This is a genomic window from Bacteroides sp. OF03-11BH (genome assembly GCF_003604005.1).
GTDB lineage: Bacteria > Bacteroidota > Bacteroidia > Bacteroidales > Bacteroidaceae > Bacteroides > Bacteroides ovatus.
The window spans coordinates 237,094-255,455 of record NZ_QTMW01000004.1; the positions used below are offsets into that span (position 1 = coordinate 237,094).

Here is an 18,362-nt window from a genome sequence, read left to right on the forward strand (position 1 = left end):
GTACTTTTGCGCCATCTTTTTTAAAACATCATCAATAAAGAGAACAACATGGGAGGTTTTTTCGGAACAGTCTCGAAAACTAGCTGCGTGACTGATTTATTCTACGGCACAGATTATAACTCACATCTGGGTACCAAGCGAGGAGGACTCGCAACATACAGTGAGGAAAAAGGTTTTATACGCTCCATTCACAATTTGGAAAGTACTTATTTCCGAACCAAGTTTGAAGGAGAACTGGACAAATTCAAAGGAAACGCCGGCATCGGCATCATTAGCGACACAGACGCACAACCTATCATCATCAATTCTCACCTCGGGCGCTTCGCCATTGTCACAGTCGCTAAAATAGTCAATATCCAGGAATTGGAAGAAGAACTTCTCAGTCAAAACATGCACTTCGCCGAACTTAGTTCGAGCAACACCAACCAGACGGAACTTATCGCATTACTTATTATACAAGGCAGAACTTTTGTGGAAGGTATCGAAAATGTGTTTAAGCACATTAAGGGTTCTTGTTCGATGTTGCTTCTGACGGAAGATGGTAGTATCATCGCTGCCCGTGACCGATGGGGACGTACTCCGGTGGTGATTGGAAGGAAAGACGGTGCTTATGCTGCAACGAGCGAATCGTCCAGTTTTCCGAATCTGGATTATGAGATTGAGAGATATTTAGGTCCCGGTGAGATTGTCCGTATGTATGACGATCATGTTGACCAGCTTCGCAAGCCCAATGAGGATATGCAGATTTGCTCGTTTTTGTGGGTGTACTACGGTTTCCCGACTTCTTGTTATGAAGGAAAGAATGTAGAGGAAGTGCGTTTCACCAGCGGATTGAAAATGGGACAGACAGATGAATCGGAAGTGGATTGTGCTTGCGGTATTCCTGATTCGGGAGTGGGTATGGCTTTAGGATATGCCGAAGGAAAGGGGGTTCCTTACCATCGTGCTATTTCAAAATATACACCGACATGGCCTCGTAGCTTCACTCCGAGCAATCAGGAGATGCGTTCGCTTGTTGCTAAGATGAAGTTGATTCCCAACCGTGCCATGCTGCAAAATAAACGTTTGTTGTTCTGTGACGATTCAATCGTGCGGGGAACTCAATTACGTGACAATGTGAAGATTCTGTATGATTACGGAGCAAAGGAGGTGCACATGCGTATCGCTTGTCCGCCATTGATTTATGCTTGTCCGTTTGTTGGTTTTTCGGCTTCTAAAAATGCATTGGAGTTGATTACCCGTCGTATTATCAAGGAACTGGAAGGGGATGAGAATAAGAACCTGGAGAAATATGCTACTACCGGTTCTCCGGAATACGATAAGATGGTTAGTATTATTGCAGAGCGTTTCGGTCTCAGTTCATTGAAATTTAATACACTGGAAACGCTGATTGAGGCTATCGGATTACCTAAATGCAAGGTTTGTACACATTGCTTTGATGGTAGCAGCCATTTTTAAAGTAGTCAAATAGGATATTTAAGTATCCGGATAAAAGTATACAATAAAAAGAGCCGTGAATTGCTTTGTAATTCACGGCTCTTTTTTTACCTTTACGGCACTATAAACTATCAATTTGTAAATTGTAATTAGTAACTTGTAATTAAAACAATATGACTTTAGTAGACAGATTTTTAAAGTATGTAAGCTTCGATACACAATCTGATGAATCGACAGGGCTTACTCCAAGTACTCCGAAGCAGATGATTTTTGCTGAATACTTGAAAAAAGAGTTGGAATCTTTGGGATTGGAAGATATTACTTTGGATGAGCATGGCTATCTTTTTGCTACACTTCCTGCCAATATAAATAAAGAAGTACCCACTATCGGGTTTATTGCCCACATGGATACAAGTCCTGATATGACGGGTAAAGATGTCACTCCGCGCATTGTGGAAAAGTATGACGGTTCGGATATTGTGCTTTGTGCTGAAGAGAATGTAGTCCTTTCTCCATCACAATTCCCGGAATTGCTGGATCATAAGGGAGAAGACTTGATTGTAACCAACGGAAAAACGTTGCTCGGTGCCGACGACAAAGCCGGTATCGCGGAAATTGTATCAGCGATGGTTTATCTGAAGGAACATCCCGAAATCAAACACGGTAAAATCCGTATCGGCTTCAATCCTGACGAAGAAATCGGTGAAGGTGCTCATAAATTCGATGTAGAGAAATTCGGTTGTGAATGGGGATATACGATGGATGGAGGTGAAGTAGGGGAGTTGGAGTTTGAGAACTTTAATGCTGCTGCCGCAAAAATAACCTTTAAAGGACGTAATGTGCATCCGGGATATGCCAAGGATAAGATGATTAACTCTATCTATCTTGCCAATCAGTTTATTACGATGCTTCCCTCACAGGAAAGACCAGAACATACGACCGGCTATGAAGGATTCTATCATTTGATTGGTATTCAGGGGGATGTGGAGCAAAGCACTGTGTCTTATATCATCCGCGATCATGACCGTGCAAAATTTGAGAACCGTAAAAAAGAGATAGAACGTCTGGTAGCTCAAATGAACGCTGAATATGGAGCTGGTACTGCGACACTCGAACTGCGCGACCAGTATTATAATATGCGTGAGAAAATAGAACCGGTAATGCACATCATCGATACTGCTTTTGCAGCTATGGAAGCCGTGGGTGTGAAACCGAATGTAAAACCGATTCGTGGAGGTACGGATGGTGCGCAGCTTTCTTTTAAGGGATTGCCTTGTCCGAATATCTTTGCCGGTGGTCTGAATTTCCACGGTCGTTACGAATTTGTGCCTATCCAGAATATGGAGAAAGCAATGAAAGTGATCGTAAAAATAGCAGAACTGCTGGCTTCCAAATAAAAAGACGGTAAGCTCCGGTAATACTTAATACCTGATACTTAAAACTTAATACTTTAAAATAATGAAAACCACTCCGTTTACAGAGAAACATATAGCACTTGGTGCTAAAATGCACGAGTTTGCAGGTTATAATATGCCTATTGAATACTCCGGTATCATTGATGAACACATAACTGTTTGTCAAGGTGTCGGTGTATTTGATGTATCGCACATGGGAGAATTTTGGGTGAAAGGACCGCAAGCGTTGGCCTTTCTGCAGAAAATAACATCTAACAATGTGGCGGCACTGGCTCCGGGTAAAATACAATATACTTGTTTTCCGAATGAGGATGGGGGGATTGTAGATGATTTGCTGGTTTATCAGTATGAACCGGAAAAATACATGTTGGTGGTGAATGCTTCCAATATGGAAAAAGACTGGAACTGGTGTGTTTCTCACAATACGGAGGGAGCCGAGTTGGAAAATTCGTCGGATAACATAGCTCAACTTGCTATACAGGGTCCGAAGGCTATTTCGGTTCTGCAAAAGTTGACGGATATTGATCTTGCTACTATTCCTTATTATACATTTAAGGTTGGAACGTTTGCAAGTGAAGAGAATGTGATTATCTCCAATACGGGTTATACCGGTGCGGGAGGTTTTGAGCTTTATTTCTATCCGTCTGCGGCTGATTCTATATGGAAGGCTATTTTTGAAGCTGGTGAAGAGTATGGCATTAAACCTATCGGTTTGGGTGCCCGTGATACGCTCCGGTTGGAAATGGGCTTCTGTCTGTATGGCAATGATCTGGATGATACGACTTCTCCGATAGAAGCCGGATTGGGATGGATCACTAAGTTTGTGGAGGGCAAGGATTTTGTCAACCGTCCGATGCTGGAAAAACAGAAAGCGGAAGGTGTTACCCGTAAACTGGTTGGCTTTGAAATGGTTGATCGCGGAATTCCCCGTCATGGCTATGAACTGGTAAATGCTGAAGGCGAGCAAGTAGGAGTGGTTACTTCCGGTACGATGTCGCCTACCCGTAAGATTGGTATCGGCATGGGATATGTAAAGCCGGAATATAGTAAAGTGGGCACGGAAATCTGTATTGATATGCGTGGTCGGAAGTTAAAAGCAGTGGTAGTGAAACCTCCTTTTAGAAAATAAGAAATAAGCTGGTTGTTGTGTATAGCCCCGGATAAGTATCGACTCTATCCGGGGCTAACTTATTTTAGGACGTTATTGCAAAACATATCCGTAGATATGTTGTTTATCCCATAGAAATAATATAATTTTGTCATCAAATACGATGAAATAATGTCTCAATTACCTACTCTTATAGCTGACCTCGCACTGATATTGATCTGTGCCGGTGTTATGACTTTGTTGTTTAAGAAGTTGAAGCAACCTCTGGTCTTGGGATATGTAGTTGCCGGATTCCTGGCAAGTCCGCATATGCCGTATACTCCTTCAGTGATGGATACTGCCAATATTAAGACATGGGCAGATATTGGTGTCATTTTCTTACTGTTTGCTCTTGGTTTGGAATTTAGTTTTAAGAAGATTGTCAAGGTGGGTGGTTCTGCCATCATTGCTGCCTGTACCATCATCTTTTGTATGATTTTGTTGGGAATAGGAGTCGGCATGGGTTTCGGCTGGCACAGGATGGACAGTCTGTTCTTGGGCGGTATGATTGCGATGTCGTCTACTACTATTATTTATAAAGCTTTTGATGATTTAGGATTAAGGAAGAAGCAGTTCACCGGACTTGTGTTGAGTATCTTGATTTTGGAAGATATTTTGGCTATTGTATTAATGGTGATGCTTTCCACTATGGCGGTAAGCCAACATTTTGAAGGTACCGAGATGTTGGAGAGTATCGGGAAATTATTGTTTTTCCTTATTCTGTGGTTTGTTGTCGGTATCTATCTGATTCCTGAATTCTTGAAACGCTGCCGGAAATTGATGGGAGAGGAGACTCTGCTTATTGTGTCGTTGGCACTTTGTTTCGGTATGGTAGTGATGGCGGCTCATACAGGATTTTCTGCTGCATTTGGTGCATTTATAATGGGATCTATTCTGGCGGAAACAATCGAGGCGGAATCCATAGACCGGCTGGTGAAACCGGTAAAGGATCTTTTTGGAGCTATCTTTTTCGTATCGGTCGGTATGATGGTGGATCCTGCAATGATTGTAGAATATGCCGTACCTATTATAGTTATTACTTTGGCTGTTATCTTGGGACAGGCCGTTTTTGGTACATTCGGTGTTATTCTCTCCGGAAAGCCTTTAAAGACGGCTATGCAATGCGGCTTTAGTTTAACGCAGATCGGCGAATTTGCGTTTATTATTGCTTCTTTGGGAGTCTCTTTGCATGTAACGAGTGACTTTCTGTATCCGATAGTGGTAGCGGTTTCTGTGATTACTACTTTCCTGACTCCTTATATGATTCGTTTTGCCGAGCCGGCTTCTACTTTTGTGGATGCTCATCTTCCGGAATCATGGAAAAAAATAATGATGCGTTATTCTTCCGGTTCGCAAACAGCTCTGAATCACGAGAATTTGTGGAAGAAGCTAATCTTGTCAATGGTACGTATAACAGTTGTTTATTCAATTGTCAGTATGTCGATTATTGCACTTTCTTTTCGTTTTGTCGTGCCATTCTTTAAAGAGAATCTGCCTCATTTCTGGGCATCATTGTTGGGAGCGGTATTTATCATTCTGTGTATTGCTCCTTTCTTGCGTGCCATTATGGTGAAGAAAAATCATTCGGTTGAGTTTATGACCTTATGGCATGACAGCCGTGCCAACCGCGCACCGCTGGTATCGACAATCGTGATTCGTATTATGATAGCGGCACTTTTTGTTATCTTTGTTATTTCCGGATTATTTAAGGCGTCTATCGGATTGATTATTGGAGTGGCTGTACTTGTTGTATTGTTGATGGTATGGTCTCGCCGTTTGAAGAAGCAATCGATATTGATTGAACGTCGTTTCTTTCAGAATCTCCGTTCCAGAGATGTACGTGCAGAGTATCTGGGAGAGAAAAAGCCGGAGTATGCCGGTCGTTTGTTGTCGCATGATTTGCATCTTGCCGATATGGAAATTCCGGGTGAATCCAGTTGGGCGGGAAAGACATTGATGGAGCTGAATCTGGGGAAGAAGTTTGGAGTTCATGTTGCTTCTATTCTTCGTGGAAAGAGGAGGATTAATATCCCCGGTGGTTCTGTCCGCCTGTTTCCGATGGATAAGATACAGGTGATAGGTACAGATGAACAATTAAGTGTGTTTAATGAGGCGATGCAAAACGGAGCGAAGATAGACTGGGAGGTCTATGAAAAGAGCGAGATGGCTTTGAAGCAGTTTATCATTGACAGTGATTCTGTTTTTCTGGGTAAAACGATTCGTGAATCGGGTATCCGCGACAAATATCATTGTATGATAGCCGGTGTTGAAAGTGAAGACGGTACACTGATGGTTCCTGATGTAAATGCTCCACTCGAAGAAGGCGATGTTGTTTGGGTGGTAGGCGAAAAAGAGGATGTGTACCAATTAGTCGATCAAAAAAACGAAAAAGTACAAGCAGGATAAGAATGGAATACTTATTTTTGCAACGATAAAAACTTAAAATAATAATATCATGAAGAGTGATCCGAAAGAATGTCTGTATTGCCAGAACAATGAAACGCTGCATAATCTGATGATTGAGATTGCGCAATTGAGTGTGTCACGTGTGTTTTTGTTTAAGGAACAAACCTACCGTGGACGTTGTCTTGTTTCTTATAAAGACCATGTGAACGATTTGAATGAATTGAGTGATGAAGATCGTAATGCTTTTATGGCAGATGTAGCGCGTGTCACTCGTGCCATGCAAAAAGCTTTCCAGCCGGAAAAGATTAATTATGGTGCTTACTCGGATAAATTGTCTCATTTGCATTTTCATTTAGCTCCTAAGTATGTGGATGGTCCTGATTATGGAGGTACATTCCAAATGAACCCAGGGAAGGTTTATCTGACTGATGCAGAATATCAGGAATTGATTGATGCTGTTAAGGCAAACCTATAAACGGTAAATTTTGCGGGGTGCCCTGAAAGGGCTTAATTATATAGCGTAGGGCAACGCCCTACGTAAAAACGGCAATCTGAATTTGCGCCCTGAAAGGGCATAATTGTATACAGTTCTGCCCTTTCAGGGCTTGTGGCTGGTGTGTTTTTTTCGTAGGGCGTTGCCCTACGCTGTATAATTAAGCCCTTTCAGGGCACCCCCAATAAATATATAATTGTAAGGCTTTCAGCCTAACCGATAAATTCTCATTTAACCGCTAAATTCCCATTTATTATTCTTCACTGTCAAAATCGAAATCAAAGTCGAAATCATCCATGAACTCCGGAGTTGTAAATTCTTCCAGTTCCCGACGATCTTTCTTGGTCGGACGTCCGGTTCCACGTGCACGGTCTACGAATCCGCTGATTTTACTCATTTCAAGCAGTTCGTATTGATCGGGAGTAGTTACGTTTTCCATCATTTCCGATACAAGTTTGGCTCCCACACGTTTTTCAATAGTTTGTAATACCTTGAATGAATAAGTGATAGGCGGTTTCTTCACCTGAATAACGTCTCCCGGTTTTATCATACGGGCAGCTTTGGCTAGAGAACCGTTGATGGTAATACGTCCTTTTTTGCAGGCTTCTGCTGCAATCGTACGTGTCTTGAAGATGCGGACAGCCCACATCCATTTATCTATTCTTGCTTCGGCCATTTTAGTTAGTTGTTTAGTGATAAGCAATTCGTTGGTTAGTATCAGTTGACGTTGTCATTTATCGCTAACCGTTCATTGCTATCTTTATTTTTATAGGACTAGTCTATTATTTTTTATTGAACTGGTTCATCGTGATGTCAATACCGGCGAGACAGAAACTTTTTATAATTTCCCCTGCCATCTCCAGTCTTTCATCCATTGTTTTCCAATCTTCGTCAGTGAAGTGTCCGAGTACATAATCAACCTGTCCGCCACGTGGAAAATCATTTCCGATACCAAATCGCAGGCGGGCATAGTTTTGAGTGCCCAGAATAGCGGCGATATGCTTCAATCCATTATGTCCTGCATCACTCCCTTTTCCCTTCAGGCGTAAAGTTCCAAAGGGAAGAGCCAGATCATCTACTACGATCAGTACATTTTCCAATGGAATATTTTCTTTCTGCATCCAATAGCGAACGGCCAGTCCGCTTAGGTTCATAAAAGTCGATGGCTTAAGCAGAATCAACTGGCGTCCTTTGATAGAAAAGCTGGTAGTGAATCCATATCGTCCATCCATAAAAGGGGGAGCGTTATTGATTCTAGCCAATGCTTCTACTGTCATGAATCCGATATTATGTCGGGTTTCATGATATTCGGGACCAATGTTTCCCAGTCCGACAACTAAGTATTTTATCATCGTATTTCCGTAAAACAGTTCATTAATATAGAAAGAGAAACGCAGATTAATACAAATTAATGCAGACTGAACATCTGCTTTAATCTGCATTAATCTGCGTTTGAAGTATATCTCTTTACAGGGATAATCTCAATTACTTACCAGCGGCTGCTGCTGCACCTCTTGCTGCACGAGTCAACTTAACAGCACATACAACGGCTTCTTTTGCACTAATCAGTTCAAGACCTTCGAAGCTCAATTCGCCAACTTTAACAGTCTTACCCAATCCCAGGTGAGAAACGTTAACGGTCAACTTTTCAGGAATTACATTGTACAAAGCTTTCACTTTGATCTTACGCATCTGCAGTGCAAGTTTACCACCGGCTTTCACACCTTCTGCAAGACCTTCCAACTGTACAGGAACTTCCATTACGATAGGTTTAGCTTCGTCAATTTGATAGAAGTCAACGTGTAGGATAGTATCTTTTACCGGGTGGAACTGAATATCTTTCAGGATAGCGTTTACTTTTTTGCCATCGATAATCAGGTCTACAACGTAGATGTGCGGAGTATAAACCAAGTTACGAAGTCCTTCGTTAGTCACTGTGAAGTGAACTACTTCATTACCTCCGTAAAGTACACAAGGTACACCACCGTTTTTACGAATTTCTTTCAAAGCTCTTGCTTGTTCTGAAGAGCGTTCTGCAATTGTTCTTGCAGTTCCTTTTACTTCAATTGATTTCATTTCTTTAAAAATTTGTGTTACTCTAAATTAAGTTAGTTTGCTTAATTCACCATCACACGATGTGGATTATCACACGATGTTGCAAAAAAGCGGTGCAAAAGTACATCTTTTTTTTGAAATATCAAAGAGTTACTTTCTTAAAAGTCAATATCAATCTTAATTTCGCTCTCCAATTTGTTTTCCCGGGCTTCTTCGATTGCTTTCCGTTCATTTTCTTCATCAGCTTCGATGTTCAGGCGGGCGATATATTCGTTTGCGTCGCTGCACTCAATGAAATTGACTGCTTCTTCGAGTCCTGCCATAAACTTCTGAAAGTCTTCCCTATATAGGAAGATTTTGTGTTTCTCGAAACTAACTTGAGAATCATCGCCTTCTCCCGTTATCACTTTTTTGCTCTCTGTAATAGCCAGGAACATTTCATCTTTACGATTCTTTTTTACGTCGAGGTAATAGATGCGTTTACCTGCCTTAATGGACTTGGAGAATACGATCTCCTTATCATTCATGTCTGCGCTCATTTTCTTTTTTAAATCTTCCATATCTTTCGGTCCGTTTATAATCGGCTTCAAAATTGGATATTTTTTTTAAACTGTCAAAAGAAAAAGCGCAGAGAATCAAATACTGCATTAAAAAATGTGATTTATTAGTGGAAACTCATTAAAAATATCTACTTTTGCAGTTCGATAACAACAGTATTAATTTGAATTATGATCAACAGAGTTCTTATTCGTCTTAAGATTATACAGATAGTATATGCCTATTATCAGAATGGCAGCAAAAATCTAGACTCAGCGGAGAAAGAGTTATTCTTTAGTCTTTCAAAGGCGTATGACCTTTACAACTATTTGCTAATGCTGATGATAGCATTGACAGAGTATGCACAAAAACGTATTGATGCGGCAAAAGCTAAATTGGCACCTACGAAAGAGGAGTTGTATCCCAACAGGAAGTTCGTAGATAACAAGTTTATTGCTCAATTGGAAGTCAATAAACAATTGTCCGAGTTTATAGCCAATCAGAAAAGAACCTGGACAAACGACCAGGACTTTATCAAAGAGCTTTATGAGAAAATTGTAGAAACCGATATCTATAAAGATTATATGGCTTCTGATGACAACTCATACGAAGCTGATCGTGAACTGTGGAGAAAAATCTATAAGACATACATCTTCAATAATGATTCTCTTGACCAGGTATTGGAAGACCAGAGTCTGTACTGGAATGATGATAAAGAAATTGTAGACACGTTCGTCTTGAAAACAATCAAACGCTTTGATGAAAAGAAGGGTGCCAACCAGGAACTGCTTCCGGAATTTAAGGATGACGAAGATCAGGAGTTTGCACGTCGTCTGTTCCGTCGCACCATTTTGAATTCTGACTATTATCGTCATTTGGTGAGTGAGAATACAAAAAACTGGGATTTGGACCGCATCGCATTTATGGATGTAATCATTATGCAGACTGCATTAGCAGAAATTCTTAGTTTCCCGAACATTCCGGTCAGTGTTTCGTTAAATGAATATGTAGAGATAGCGAAGTTGTATAGCACAGCTAAAAGCGGTAGCTTTATCAACGGTACGCTGGATGGAATAGTTAATCAATTAAAAAAAGAAGGTAAGTTGACTAAAAACTGATACCTTTGTCCATATAGTAGAAACTAAAACAGATTATTTATGAACGTATTGACTGTATTATTGCAAGCTCCTGCCGGTGCTGCCGGAGGTGGAAGTATGATGTGGATCATGCTGATAGCTATGTTTGTTATCATGTATTTCTTTATGATCCGTCCTCAGAATAAGAAGCAAAAAGAAATAGCAAATTTCCGTAAATCTCTTCAGGTAAATCAGAATGTGATTACTGCAGGTGGTATCCACGGAACAATCAAGGAAATTACTGACGATTACATAGTACTTGAGATTGCTTCTAATGTAAAGATTAAAATAGACAAGAATTCTATTTTCGCTGATGCGTCAGCTGCTAGCAATCAATCTAAATAATAGTTGATAAATAAGTGCCTATGTTTGATCGTAGGAAAATAGAATATACATATTTAAAACTATCAAAGAAAATTAAGGATTTTCTGCTCAGTGATAAGAGCAGAGAGTTCTTAATTTTTTTATTTTTCTTCTTGATAGCCGGTGGATTTTGGCTGCTTCAGACTTTGAATAGTGACTATGAAGCGGAGTTTTCCATTCCGGTGCGAATGAAAGATGTTCCCAATAATGTAGTGCTGACTTCGGAACCGCCTTCCGAACTTCGCGTCAGAGTGAAAGATAAAGGTACGGTGCTGCTCAATTATATGCTGGGGAAAAGTTTTTTCCCGGTAAATCTAGGTTTTCTTGATTATAAAGGAAAAGATAATCATGTGAAGATTTACGCATCTGATTTTGAGAAAAAGATATTGAGTCAATTGAATGTGTCTTCCAAAATTCTTTCAATCAAGCCGGATACATTAGAGTATATCTATTCTGAAGGAAAGTCTAAGTTAGTACCTGTCCGCTTTCAGGGAAAAGTGACAGCCGGACTTCAATATTATGTATCAGATACGATTTGTAATCCGGACTCTGTATTAGTTTATGCTCCGGAAGGAATTCTGGATACTATTACCACCGCATATACTCAAAAGATAAACCTGGAGAATATTTCAGATACAACCCGGCGACGAATTCCGCTGAATTCTGAAAGAGGAGTGAAGTTTGTTCCGGCTTCGGTAGAAATGACCTTTCCGGTAGATATTTATACGGAGAAAACAGTAGAGGTGCCATTACACGGAGTTAATTTCCCGGCTGATAAGGCATTACGTACCTTCCCTTCCAAAGTTCAGATTACTTTCCAGGTGGGATTGAAGCGGTTCCGCAGCATAAAAGCAAGCGATTTTATCATCAATATTTCTTACGAAGAGTTGTTGAAGCTCGGTTCTGATAAATATACGGTTAAATTGAAGTCGTTTCCGAGCGGAATCAATCAAATCCGTATTGTTCCTGAGCAAGTAGACTTCTTGATAGAACAAATTACTTCTAATGTCGATTAAGATTGGTATAACCGGTGGTATCGGTAGCGGGAAAAGTGTGGTTTCCAGATTATTTGGAATAATGGGAATTCCTGTTTATATTTCAGATATAGAAGCAAAGCGTATCACGCAGACAGATCCGGTGATTTGTCAGGAACTTTGTGCGCTGGTCGGTCAGGATGTGTTTCAAAATGGTGTGTTGAATCGTTCTTTGCTGGCATCCTATATGTTCGGTCATCCGAATCGTGTGCAGAAAGTGAATGAAATTATTCATCCACAGGTGAAAGAAGATTTTCGTCGGTGGGCTGCCCGGTTTGGTGGTGAACAATTGGTAGGTATGGAGTCTGCCATACTTGTGGAAGCCGGTTTTAGGAGTGAAGTTGATTTTCTGGTTATGGTGTATGCGCCGCTGGAAGTGAGAGTGGAGCGCGCCATAAAACGGGATTGTTCATCGAGAGAACAGGTGATGAAGCGTATTGAGGCACAAATGAGTGATGAAGTTAAGAGAAGTCATGCTGATTTCGTGATAGTCAATGATGATGAAACACCGTTAATTCCGCAGGTTTTGGAGCTTATTTCTTTGCTATCTAAAAATAATCATTACCTTTGCTCCGCAAAAAATAATTAATAAATAAAAGGATATATACTATGTTGAAGACTATCTTGTCTATCTCAGGTAAACCGGGATTATACAAACTTATTTCGCAAGGAAAAAATATGTTGATTGTTGAATCAGTCAATGCTGAGAAGAAACGTTTCCCCGCTTATGGTAATGAAAAAATTATTTCTTTGGCCGATATAGCAATGTATACGGACGATGCAGAAGTGCCTTTGTATGATGTGCTGGAAGCTATAAAAGAGAAAGAGAAATCAGCGCAGGCTTCTATCGACCCGAAAAAGGCTACTCCTGAACAATTGCGTGAATACTTGGCTGAAGTATTACCAAACTTTGATCGTGAACGCGTATATGTAGCAGATATCAAGAAATTGGTAGCTTGGTATAACATCTTGATTTCTAATGGAATCACAGAATTTAAACCGGAAGGTGAAGTTAAGGAAGAAGCAGCTGCAGAATAATCTGTACCGTTTATTTAATCAAAAATAGAGAACATGATAAGCATTTTAAATGCTTATCATGTTTTTTCGTATAAACACTTGTATGTTCAGAAAAAAATTAGTATTATTTGGGTAATCTTTTACTAAAATAAATATCTTCTACTTATATTATAAATAATGATGCTTTTTTATGTATCTTTGTCGCTGTTCACTATTCTTGGGAATAGCAGTAGTGAACGGTGAATAACAATAGAGAACAAAAGCGTTATAAAGATATTATTCAAGACTTGAGATCTGGACAATATTGAACTACTTAGGAATAATGTTTAAACGCTCGTGTTCTGCCATGTATGTAAATATGTGGTTGAACATTAGTTGTTTTGCATGATTTAGTTAGTAGATGTCTAAAGCGTCAAGGGGGGGATAATTGTAGTAAGTTCCCACGCTTTTTATTTTTAATAGCCTTCTAGGGGAGCAGACGGTTTTTGATATAGGGTATGGAGACAATAACAAATAAAGAAGTAAACGTCCGTTTGGACAATGAAAAAGGGACATTATGCCTGACAGGTTTGTTGGCAGGTACAATGGTATTCCTTTACGATTCACAGGGAGAATTAAAAGGCAAACATAAATTTGCTTTGCCTTCATTGACTATGGAAATCCCTCAACAGGGTACCTATGTTTTGGTAATGAGCCATCCGAATTGCCAACCGGAAGTCCGGAGATTTACATATTCAGAGATATAAATAATACCGGTATGCTTCTTATCAAGCATACCGGCATTCTATTTAAATGGAAACTCTTAATTTCTGAATACCAATCCGTCTCCACCAGCGTCAACGGTAATTGCTTTGCTGCGGTCGACTTCTTGGGAAAGTAACTTTTTGGATAGATCGTTCAATAGATAACGTTGAATAGCCCTCTTTACCGGACGAGCTCCAAATTCTGGATCATATCCCACTTGAGATAAGAAGTCCAATGCTCCTTCCGTCAGTTTCAGTTCCACTCCGTTTTCGGCAAGCATTTTCTGAACTCCCTTGATTTGTAAGAGTACGATCTGCTTGATTTCCTTTTCATTCAATGGTAAGAACATGATCGTTTCATCAATACGGTTCAGGAATTCCGGGCGAATCGTCTTTTTCAACATATTCATGACTTCCTTCTTCGTTTCTTCAATCACTTCTTCTTTATTGGAACCGTGCAACTTCTCCATCTGACTTTGTATATAAGAACTACCCATATTCGAAGTCATGATGATGATTGTATTTTTGAAGTTGACCACCCTTCCTTTATTGTCAGTCAGTCGTCCGTCATCCAATACCTGTAACAGGATATTGAAAACATCCGGATGAGCTTTTTCTATCTCGTCAAACAGGACAACAGAGTAAGGTTTCCGACGTATAGCTTCTGTCAGCTGACCGCCTTCATCATATCCTACGTATCCCGGAGGCGCTCCGACTAAACGGGAAACACTGTGCTTTTCCTGATACTCGCTCATGTCGATACGAGTCATCATCGTTTCGTCATCGAACAGGAATTCTGCCAATGCCTTCGCCAGTTCGGTCTTACCTACACCGGTGGTTCCGAGGAAAATGAACGAGCCAATCGGACGTTTCGGATCCTGTAATCCGGCACGACTACGGCGCACGGCATCTGCCACGGCTTCAATCGCTTCATCCTGACCGATTACACGTTGATGAAGTTCCTCTTCCAAGTGCAATAGTTTATCCTTTTCACTTTGCAGCATCTTGCTGACAGGAATACCTGTCCAACGGGAAACAACATCGGCAATGTCCTCAGCATCTACCTCTTCCTTAATCATGGCTTTATCGCCTTGCATATCACGTAGCTGCTTTTGAGTATCTTCTATCTCTTTGTCCAAAGCCTGAAGTTTACCGTAACGGATTTCGGCTACTTTACCATAGTCACCTTCACGTTCAGCTTTTTCTGCTTCAAATTTAAGATTCTCTATCTCAACCTTATTCTGCTGGATTTTATCCATCAGTGTTTTTTCACTCTGCCATTTGGCTTTAAAGGACTTTTCCTGTTCTTTAAGTTCGGCAAGCTCCTTACCGATGATTTCCAGTTTCGGTTTATCGTTTTCACGTTTAATAGCTTCCCGTTCGATTTCCAGCTGCTTGATTTTGCGGGAGATTTCATCCAGTTCTTCAGGAACAGAATCTACCTCCATACGCAGTTTGGCTGCAGCTTCATCCATCAGGTCAATGGCTTTATCCGGCAGGAAACGATCGGTAATATAACGGCTACTCAATTCGACGGCTGCAATGATGGCATCATCTTTGATACGCACATGGTGATGGTTCTCGTAACGCTCTTTCAGTCCACGAAGGATAGAAATAGTACTCAAGTTGTCCGGTTCATCCACTTGTACGATTTGGAAACGACGCTCCAAAGCTTTGTCCTTTTCGAAGTACTTTTGATATTCGTCGAGGGTTGTTGCTCCGATAGAACGTAGTTCTCCACGAGCTAAGGCAGGTTTTAGAATGTTTGCAGCATCCATGGCGCCTTCACCCTTTCCGGCTCCTACCAGTGTATGAATCTCATCAATGAACAGAATTATATCACCTTCTGATTTCTTCACTTCATTGACAACTGATTTCAGTCGTTCTTCAAACTCACCTTTATACTTTGCACCGGCAACCAGTGCTCCCATATCCAATGAATAGACCTGTTTGTTTTTCAGGTTTTCAGGTACATCTCCTCGAAGGATACGATGTGCCAAGCCTTCTACGATTGCTGTCTTACCAGTTCCCGGTTCACCGATTAGAATCGGATTATTCTTTGTACGGCGGCTCAATATCTGGAGTACCCGGCGGATTTCTTCATCACGTCCAATTACAGGATCCAGTTTTCCGCTACGGGCAGCTTCGTTCAGGTTGATAGCGTACTTTTCCAATGATTGATAAGTATCTTCACTAGATTGTGACGTTACTTTTTCTCCTTTCCTCAACTCGCTGATGGCATTGCGTAATTCTTTTTCCGTCATACCGGCATCTTTCAAGATAGTGGAGACGGTACTTTTCACAGTCAGCAATGCTAGTATGATATGCTCTAATGAAACAAACTCATCGCCCATTTCTTTAGAATACTGTGTTGCTTTCTGCAATACTTCGTTAGATTCACGACTCAGATACGGTTCTCCGCCGGATACTTTTGGCAGGGAGTCGATCTGTTTGTCGACAACAAGAGCTACCTGCTGTCCGTTCATGCCAAGTTTCTGGAAGATGAAGTTAGTGACATTTTCACCCACCTTCATTACTCCCTGCATGATGTGGACAGGTTCAATGGCTTGTTGTCCCCGGCTTTGTACCAGGTTCACGGCCTCCTGTACCGCTTCTTGAGATTTGATGGTAAAATTGTTAAAGTTCATATCTTTGTTCTCCTTTCTTATTTCACGTTTTTAATAACACCTAAGAGGGCGCAAAAGATTTGCCAAGTATAAAAATATGACAAAATAGCATGAGTATTAAGGAGTTAAAGGACAAAATGACCTTTTTATCTGGGAGTAACTGACGAATTTGCTATAAAATATCATTTGTTACCTGATACGCTTGTTTGTGTAATCTTAGCCTGTGATGAAAGAAAATAAATATTGAAAAGTGGATAAATAAAAGTATTGTAGTATCTTTATCCGCTGTAATAATATAGATGGTATATGAGTGATAAGCCCCAAATAAAACTTGCTGAAACAGTGGTGTTGATTGACGCTGCTTTTTTGAATTTTGTAATAACGGATATAAAAGGATATTTTGAAGAAACTTTGCATCGTTCTTTACAAGAGATAGACCTTTCGATGTTGACCACCTATATAACCTTGGATGCAGGGATTACAGAAGGGAAGAACGAGGTGCAATTTCTTTTTGTGTATGATAAAGAATCCAGTCGATTGCAATATTGTCAACCTTCCGGTTTGCAGGAAGAATTGAATGGAGTTGCGTTTCAGAGCCCTTATGGTGAATATTCTTTTGCCAGCGTTCCATCGGAAGGCATGGTGTCAAGAGAAGATTTGTTTTTGGATTTACTCTCTATCGTTTCCGATTCGGCAGACGTGAAAAGGATGATCGTTATTTCTTTCAATGAGGAGTATGGAAAGAAAGTGACTGATGCTTTGCATGAAGTGAAAGGCAAAGAGGTCATTCAATTCCGTATGAATGAGCCCGAACTTCCGGTGGATTATAAATGGGATATGCTGGCTTTCCCTGTCATGCAGGCGTTGGGGATAAAAGCGGAAGAATTGCAATAACTATTGTGCTTTTATTCTTTCTGTAATTCATTATTCGTCATTGATTTCTTAACTGTTAATCATAATTGCCGTGTCCGATTTTCGTTTAAAAGTATTTCAGAGCGTAGCGAAGAATCTAAGCTTTACGAAGGCTTCGCAAGAATTGTTTGTCAGTCAACCTGCTATCACCAAACATATTCAGGAGCTGGAGACTTACTATCAAGCTCGTTTGTTCGACCGTCAAGGGAGCAAAATCTCACTGACTAAGGCCGGAGAATTGCTGTTGAAACATAGCGAGAAAATCTTGGACGATTATAAACAATTAGAATATGAGATGCATCTGTTGCATAATGAATATATCGGCGAACTGAAATTGGGGGCCAGTACTACGATTGCGCAATATGTACTTCCTCCTCTGTTAGCGAACTTTATAGCCAAGTTTCCGCAAATCAATCTTTCTTTGATTAATGGAAATTCCCGGGGAGTGGAAGCTGCCTTGCAAGAGCATCGGATTGATTTGGGACTGGTCGAAGGGATCTTTCGCTTACCTAATCTGAAATATACTCCATTTTTGCAAGACGAACTGGTTGCCGTGGTGCATACACAGAGTAAATTAGCTGTCACGGATGAGATTACTCCGGAAGATTTGCTGAATATTCCTTTGGTTTTGCGGGAGAGGGGCTCCGGTACATTAGATGTGTTTGAACGTGCCTTATTGCAACATAATCTCAAACTTTCTTCTTTAAATGTATTGATGTATCTCGGTAGTACAGAGAGTATCAAGCTTTTTTTGGAACATACGGACTGTATGGGAATTGTTTCTATCCGTTCGGTGCATAAAGAGCTTGTAGCTGGCAATCTCCGTGTAGTCGAAATAAAAGGAATGCCGATGCTGCGCGAATTTAACTTTGTACAGCTGCAAGGGCAGGAGGGAGGATTGTCACAGGTGTTTATGCGTTTCGCCGGACATCATAGTAAAAGCCTGTAAGTTTGTCTTTTTCTCTCGTGCAATCGCTTCTCCAGAATAAGAAAAATGGTTCTTCGTCAAATTTGGTGGTAATCTCTTTTTTATTTCAACT

General features: G+C 40.6%; 18 protein-coding genes. 13 read left to right on the forward strand and 5 right to left on the reverse strand.

Annotated features, from left to right (window positions below; translation table 11 throughout):
- Positions 1–48: 48 nt before the first annotated feature.
- The 5 genes from DXA54_RS04920 (at position 49) to DXA54_RS04940 (ending at position 6,880) form a co-directional block, all read left to right on the forward strand.
- Complete coding sequence (locus DXA54_RS04920; RefSeq protein WP_004302052.1) at positions 49–1,458, forward strand: amidophosphoribosyltransferase; 1,410 nt, start codon at positions 49–51, stop codon at positions 1,456–1,458.
- Between the two features lie 152 nt (positions 1,459–1,610).
- Positions 1,611–2,834, forward strand: a complete 1,224-nt coding sequence (gene pepT / locus DXA54_RS04925) for a peptidase T (RefSeq protein ID WP_120079043.1) — start codon at positions 1,611–1,613, stop codon at positions 2,832–2,834.
- Positions 2,835–2,895: 61 nt separating this feature from the next.
- Positions 2,896–3,981 (forward strand): glycine cleavage system aminomethyltransferase GcvT, encoded by a 1,086-nt coding sequence (gene gcvT / locus DXA54_RS04930; protein ID WP_120079044.1) that lies wholly within the window; start codon positions 2,896–2,898, stop codon positions 3,979–3,981.
- Between the two features lie 150 nt (positions 3,982–4,131).
- Positions 4,132–6,405 carry a cation:proton antiporter gene (locus DXA54_RS04935; RefSeq protein ID WP_008644441.1) on the forward strand — a complete coding sequence of 758 codons (2,274 nt, stop codon included), beginning with the start codon at positions 4,132–4,134 and terminating at the stop codon, positions 6,403–6,405.
- Between the two features lie 49 nt (positions 6,406–6,454).
- On the forward strand, positions 6,455–6,880 hold the full coding sequence (locus tag DXA54_RS04940) for an HIT family protein (RefSeq protein WP_120079045.1): 426 nt from the start codon (positions 6,455–6,457) through the stop codon (positions 6,878–6,880).
- A 271-nt stretch (positions 6,881–7,151) separates the two neighbouring features.
- Here the strand turns inward: DXA54_RS04940 and DXA54_RS04945 are convergent, their stop codons facing one another.
- The 4 genes from DXA54_RS04945 to DXA54_RS04960 all read right to left on the reverse strand — a co-directional run bounded on the left by DXA54_RS04945 (position 7,152) and on the right by DXA54_RS04960 (position 9,513).
- Positions 7,152–7,574, reverse strand: a complete 423-nt coding sequence (locus DXA54_RS04945) for an RNA-binding S4 domain-containing protein (protein WP_008021285.1) — start codon at positions 7,572–7,574, stop codon at positions 7,152–7,154.
- Between the two features lie 106 nt (positions 7,575–7,680).
- Complete coding sequence (gene pth / locus DXA54_RS04950) at positions 7,681–8,247, reverse strand: aminoacyl-tRNA hydrolase (protein WP_032811507.1); 567 nt, start codon at positions 8,245–8,247, stop codon at positions 7,681–7,683.
- 136 nt (positions 8,248–8,383) lie between these two features.
- Positions 8,384–8,974 carry a 50S ribosomal protein L25/general stress protein Ctc gene (locus DXA54_RS04955; RefSeq protein WP_004309786.1) on the reverse strand — a complete coding sequence of 197 codons (591 nt, stop codon included), beginning with the start codon at positions 8,972–8,974 and terminating at the stop codon, positions 8,384–8,386.
- A 137-nt stretch (positions 8,975–9,111) separates the two neighbouring features.
- Complete coding sequence (locus DXA54_RS04960) at positions 9,112–9,513, reverse strand: PUR family DNA/RNA-binding protein (protein ID WP_004309787.1); 402 nt, start codon at positions 9,511–9,513, stop codon at positions 9,112–9,114.
- 168 nt (positions 9,514–9,681) lie between these two features.
- On the opposite strand from DXA54_RS04960, the gene nusB reads away from it, so the two are divergent.
- From nusB to DXA54_RS04990, 6 genes are all read left to right on the forward strand, one after another.
- The gene (gene nusB / locus DXA54_RS04965) at positions 9,682–10,608 is read left to right on the forward strand and encodes a transcription antitermination factor NusB (protein ID WP_008021289.1); all 927 of its coding nucleotides are present in this window, start codon (positions 9,682–9,684) and stop codon (positions 10,606–10,608) included.
- Positions 10,609–10,647: 39 nt separating this feature from the next.
- The gene (gene yajC / locus DXA54_RS04970) at positions 10,648–10,971 is read left to right on the forward strand and encodes a preprotein translocase subunit YajC (RefSeq protein ID WP_004302063.1); all 324 of its coding nucleotides are present in this window, start codon (positions 10,648–10,650) and stop codon (positions 10,969–10,971) included.
- Positions 10,972–10,991: 20 nt separating this feature from the next.
- On the forward strand, positions 10,992–12,005 hold the full coding sequence (locus tag DXA54_RS04975; RefSeq protein ID WP_004309789.1) for a CdaR family protein: 1,014 nt from the start codon (positions 10,992–10,994) through the stop codon (positions 12,003–12,005).
- Positions 11,995–12,612: a dephospho-CoA kinase gene (gene coaE / locus DXA54_RS04980; RefSeq protein WP_004302065.1), complete on the forward strand. Its 618-nt coding sequence runs from the start codon at positions 11,995–11,997 to the stop codon at positions 12,610–12,612. Before DXA54_RS04975 ends, coaE begins: the two co-directional genes overlap by 11 nt.
- 20 nt (positions 12,613–12,632) lie before the next feature.
- Positions 12,633–13,061: a DUF5606 domain-containing protein gene (locus DXA54_RS04985; protein ID WP_004302066.1), complete on the forward strand. Its 429-nt coding sequence runs from the start codon at positions 12,633–12,635 to the stop codon at positions 13,059–13,061.
- Positions 13,062–13,537: 476 nt separating this feature from the next.
- Complete coding sequence (locus tag DXA54_RS04990) at positions 13,538–13,786, forward strand: hypothetical protein (RefSeq protein WP_120079046.1); 249 nt, start codon at positions 13,538–13,540, stop codon at positions 13,784–13,786.
- 56 nt (positions 13,787–13,842) lie between these two features.
- On the opposite strand, the gene clpB is transcribed toward DXA54_RS04990, so the two are convergent.
- Positions 13,843–16,431, reverse strand: a complete 2,589-nt coding sequence (clpB, locus tag DXA54_RS04995) for an ATP-dependent chaperone ClpB (protein ID WP_004302069.1) — start codon at positions 16,429–16,431, stop codon at positions 13,843–13,845.
- 285 nt (positions 16,432–16,716) lie between these two features.
- Between clpB and DXA54_RS05000 the strand changes: the two genes are divergently transcribed.
- Both DXA54_RS05000 and DXA54_RS05005 read left to right on the forward strand, forming a co-directional pair.
- Entirely contained in the window at positions 16,717–17,304 is a 588-nt protein-coding gene (locus DXA54_RS05000) for a DUF6621 family protein (RefSeq protein ID WP_004302071.1), read from the forward strand.
- A gap of 70 nt (positions 17,305–17,374) precedes the next feature.
- Positions 17,375–18,271, forward strand: coding sequence for a LysR family transcriptional regulator (locus DXA54_RS05005; protein ID WP_074635617.1), 897 nt, complete (start codon positions 17,375–17,377; stop codon positions 18,269–18,271).
- The last annotated feature ends 91 nt before the right edge of the window (positions 18,272–18,362 follow it).

Coding starts and splice junctions, on each gene's coding strand:
- DXA54_RS04920 (WP_004302052.1), top strand. CDS start 49: ATGGGAGGTTTTTTCGGAACAGTCTCGAAAACTAGCTGCGTGACTGAT.
- pepT (WP_120079043.1), top strand. CDS start 1,611: ATGACTTTAGTAGACAGATTTTTAAAGTATGTAAGCTTCGATACACAA.
- gcvT (WP_120079044.1), top strand. CDS start 2,896: ATGAAAACCACTCCGTTTACAGAGAAACATATAGCACTTGGTGCTAAA.
- DXA54_RS04935 (WP_008644441.1), top strand. CDS start 4,132: ATGTCTCAATTACCTACTCTTATAGCTGACCTCGCACTGATATTGATC.
- DXA54_RS04940 (WP_120079045.1), top strand. CDS start 6,455: ATGAAGAGTGATCCGAAAGAATGTCTGTATTGCCAGAACAATGAAACG.
- DXA54_RS04945 (WP_008021285.1), bottom strand. CDS start 7,574: ATGGCCGAAGCAAGAATAGATAAATGGATGTGGGCTGTCCGCATCTTC.
- DXA54_RS04955 (WP_004309786.1), bottom strand. CDS start 8,974: ATGAAATCAATTGAAGTAAAAGGAACTGCAAGAACAATTGCAGAACGC.
- DXA54_RS04960 (WP_004309787.1), bottom strand. CDS start 9,513: ATGGAAGATTTAAAAAAGAAAATGAGCGCAGACATGAATGATAAGGAG.
- nusB (WP_008021289.1), top strand. CDS start 9,682: ATGATCAACAGAGTTCTTATTCGTCTTAAGATTATACAGATAGTATAT.
- yajC (WP_004302063.1), top strand. CDS start 10,648: ATGAACGTATTGACTGTATTATTGCAAGCTCCTGCCGGTGCTGCCGGA.
- DXA54_RS04975 (WP_004309789.1), top strand. CDS start 10,992: ATGTTTGATCGTAGGAAAATAGAATATACATATTTAAAACTATCAAAG.
- coaE (WP_004302065.1), top strand. CDS start 11,995: ATGTCGATTAAGATTGGTATAACCGGTGGTATCGGTAGCGGGAAAAGT.
- DXA54_RS04985 (WP_004302066.1), top strand. CDS start 12,633: ATGTTGAAGACTATCTTGTCTATCTCAGGTAAACCGGGATTATACAAA.
- DXA54_RS04990 (WP_120079046.1), top strand. CDS start 13,538: ATGGAGACAATAACAAATAAAGAAGTAAACGTCCGTTTGGACAATGAA.
- clpB (WP_004302069.1), bottom strand. CDS start 16,431: ATGAACTTTAACAATTTTACCATCAAATCTCAAGAAGCGGTACAGGAG.
- DXA54_RS05000 (WP_004302071.1), top strand. CDS start 16,717: ATGAGTGATAAGCCCCAAATAAAACTTGCTGAAACAGTGGTGTTGATT.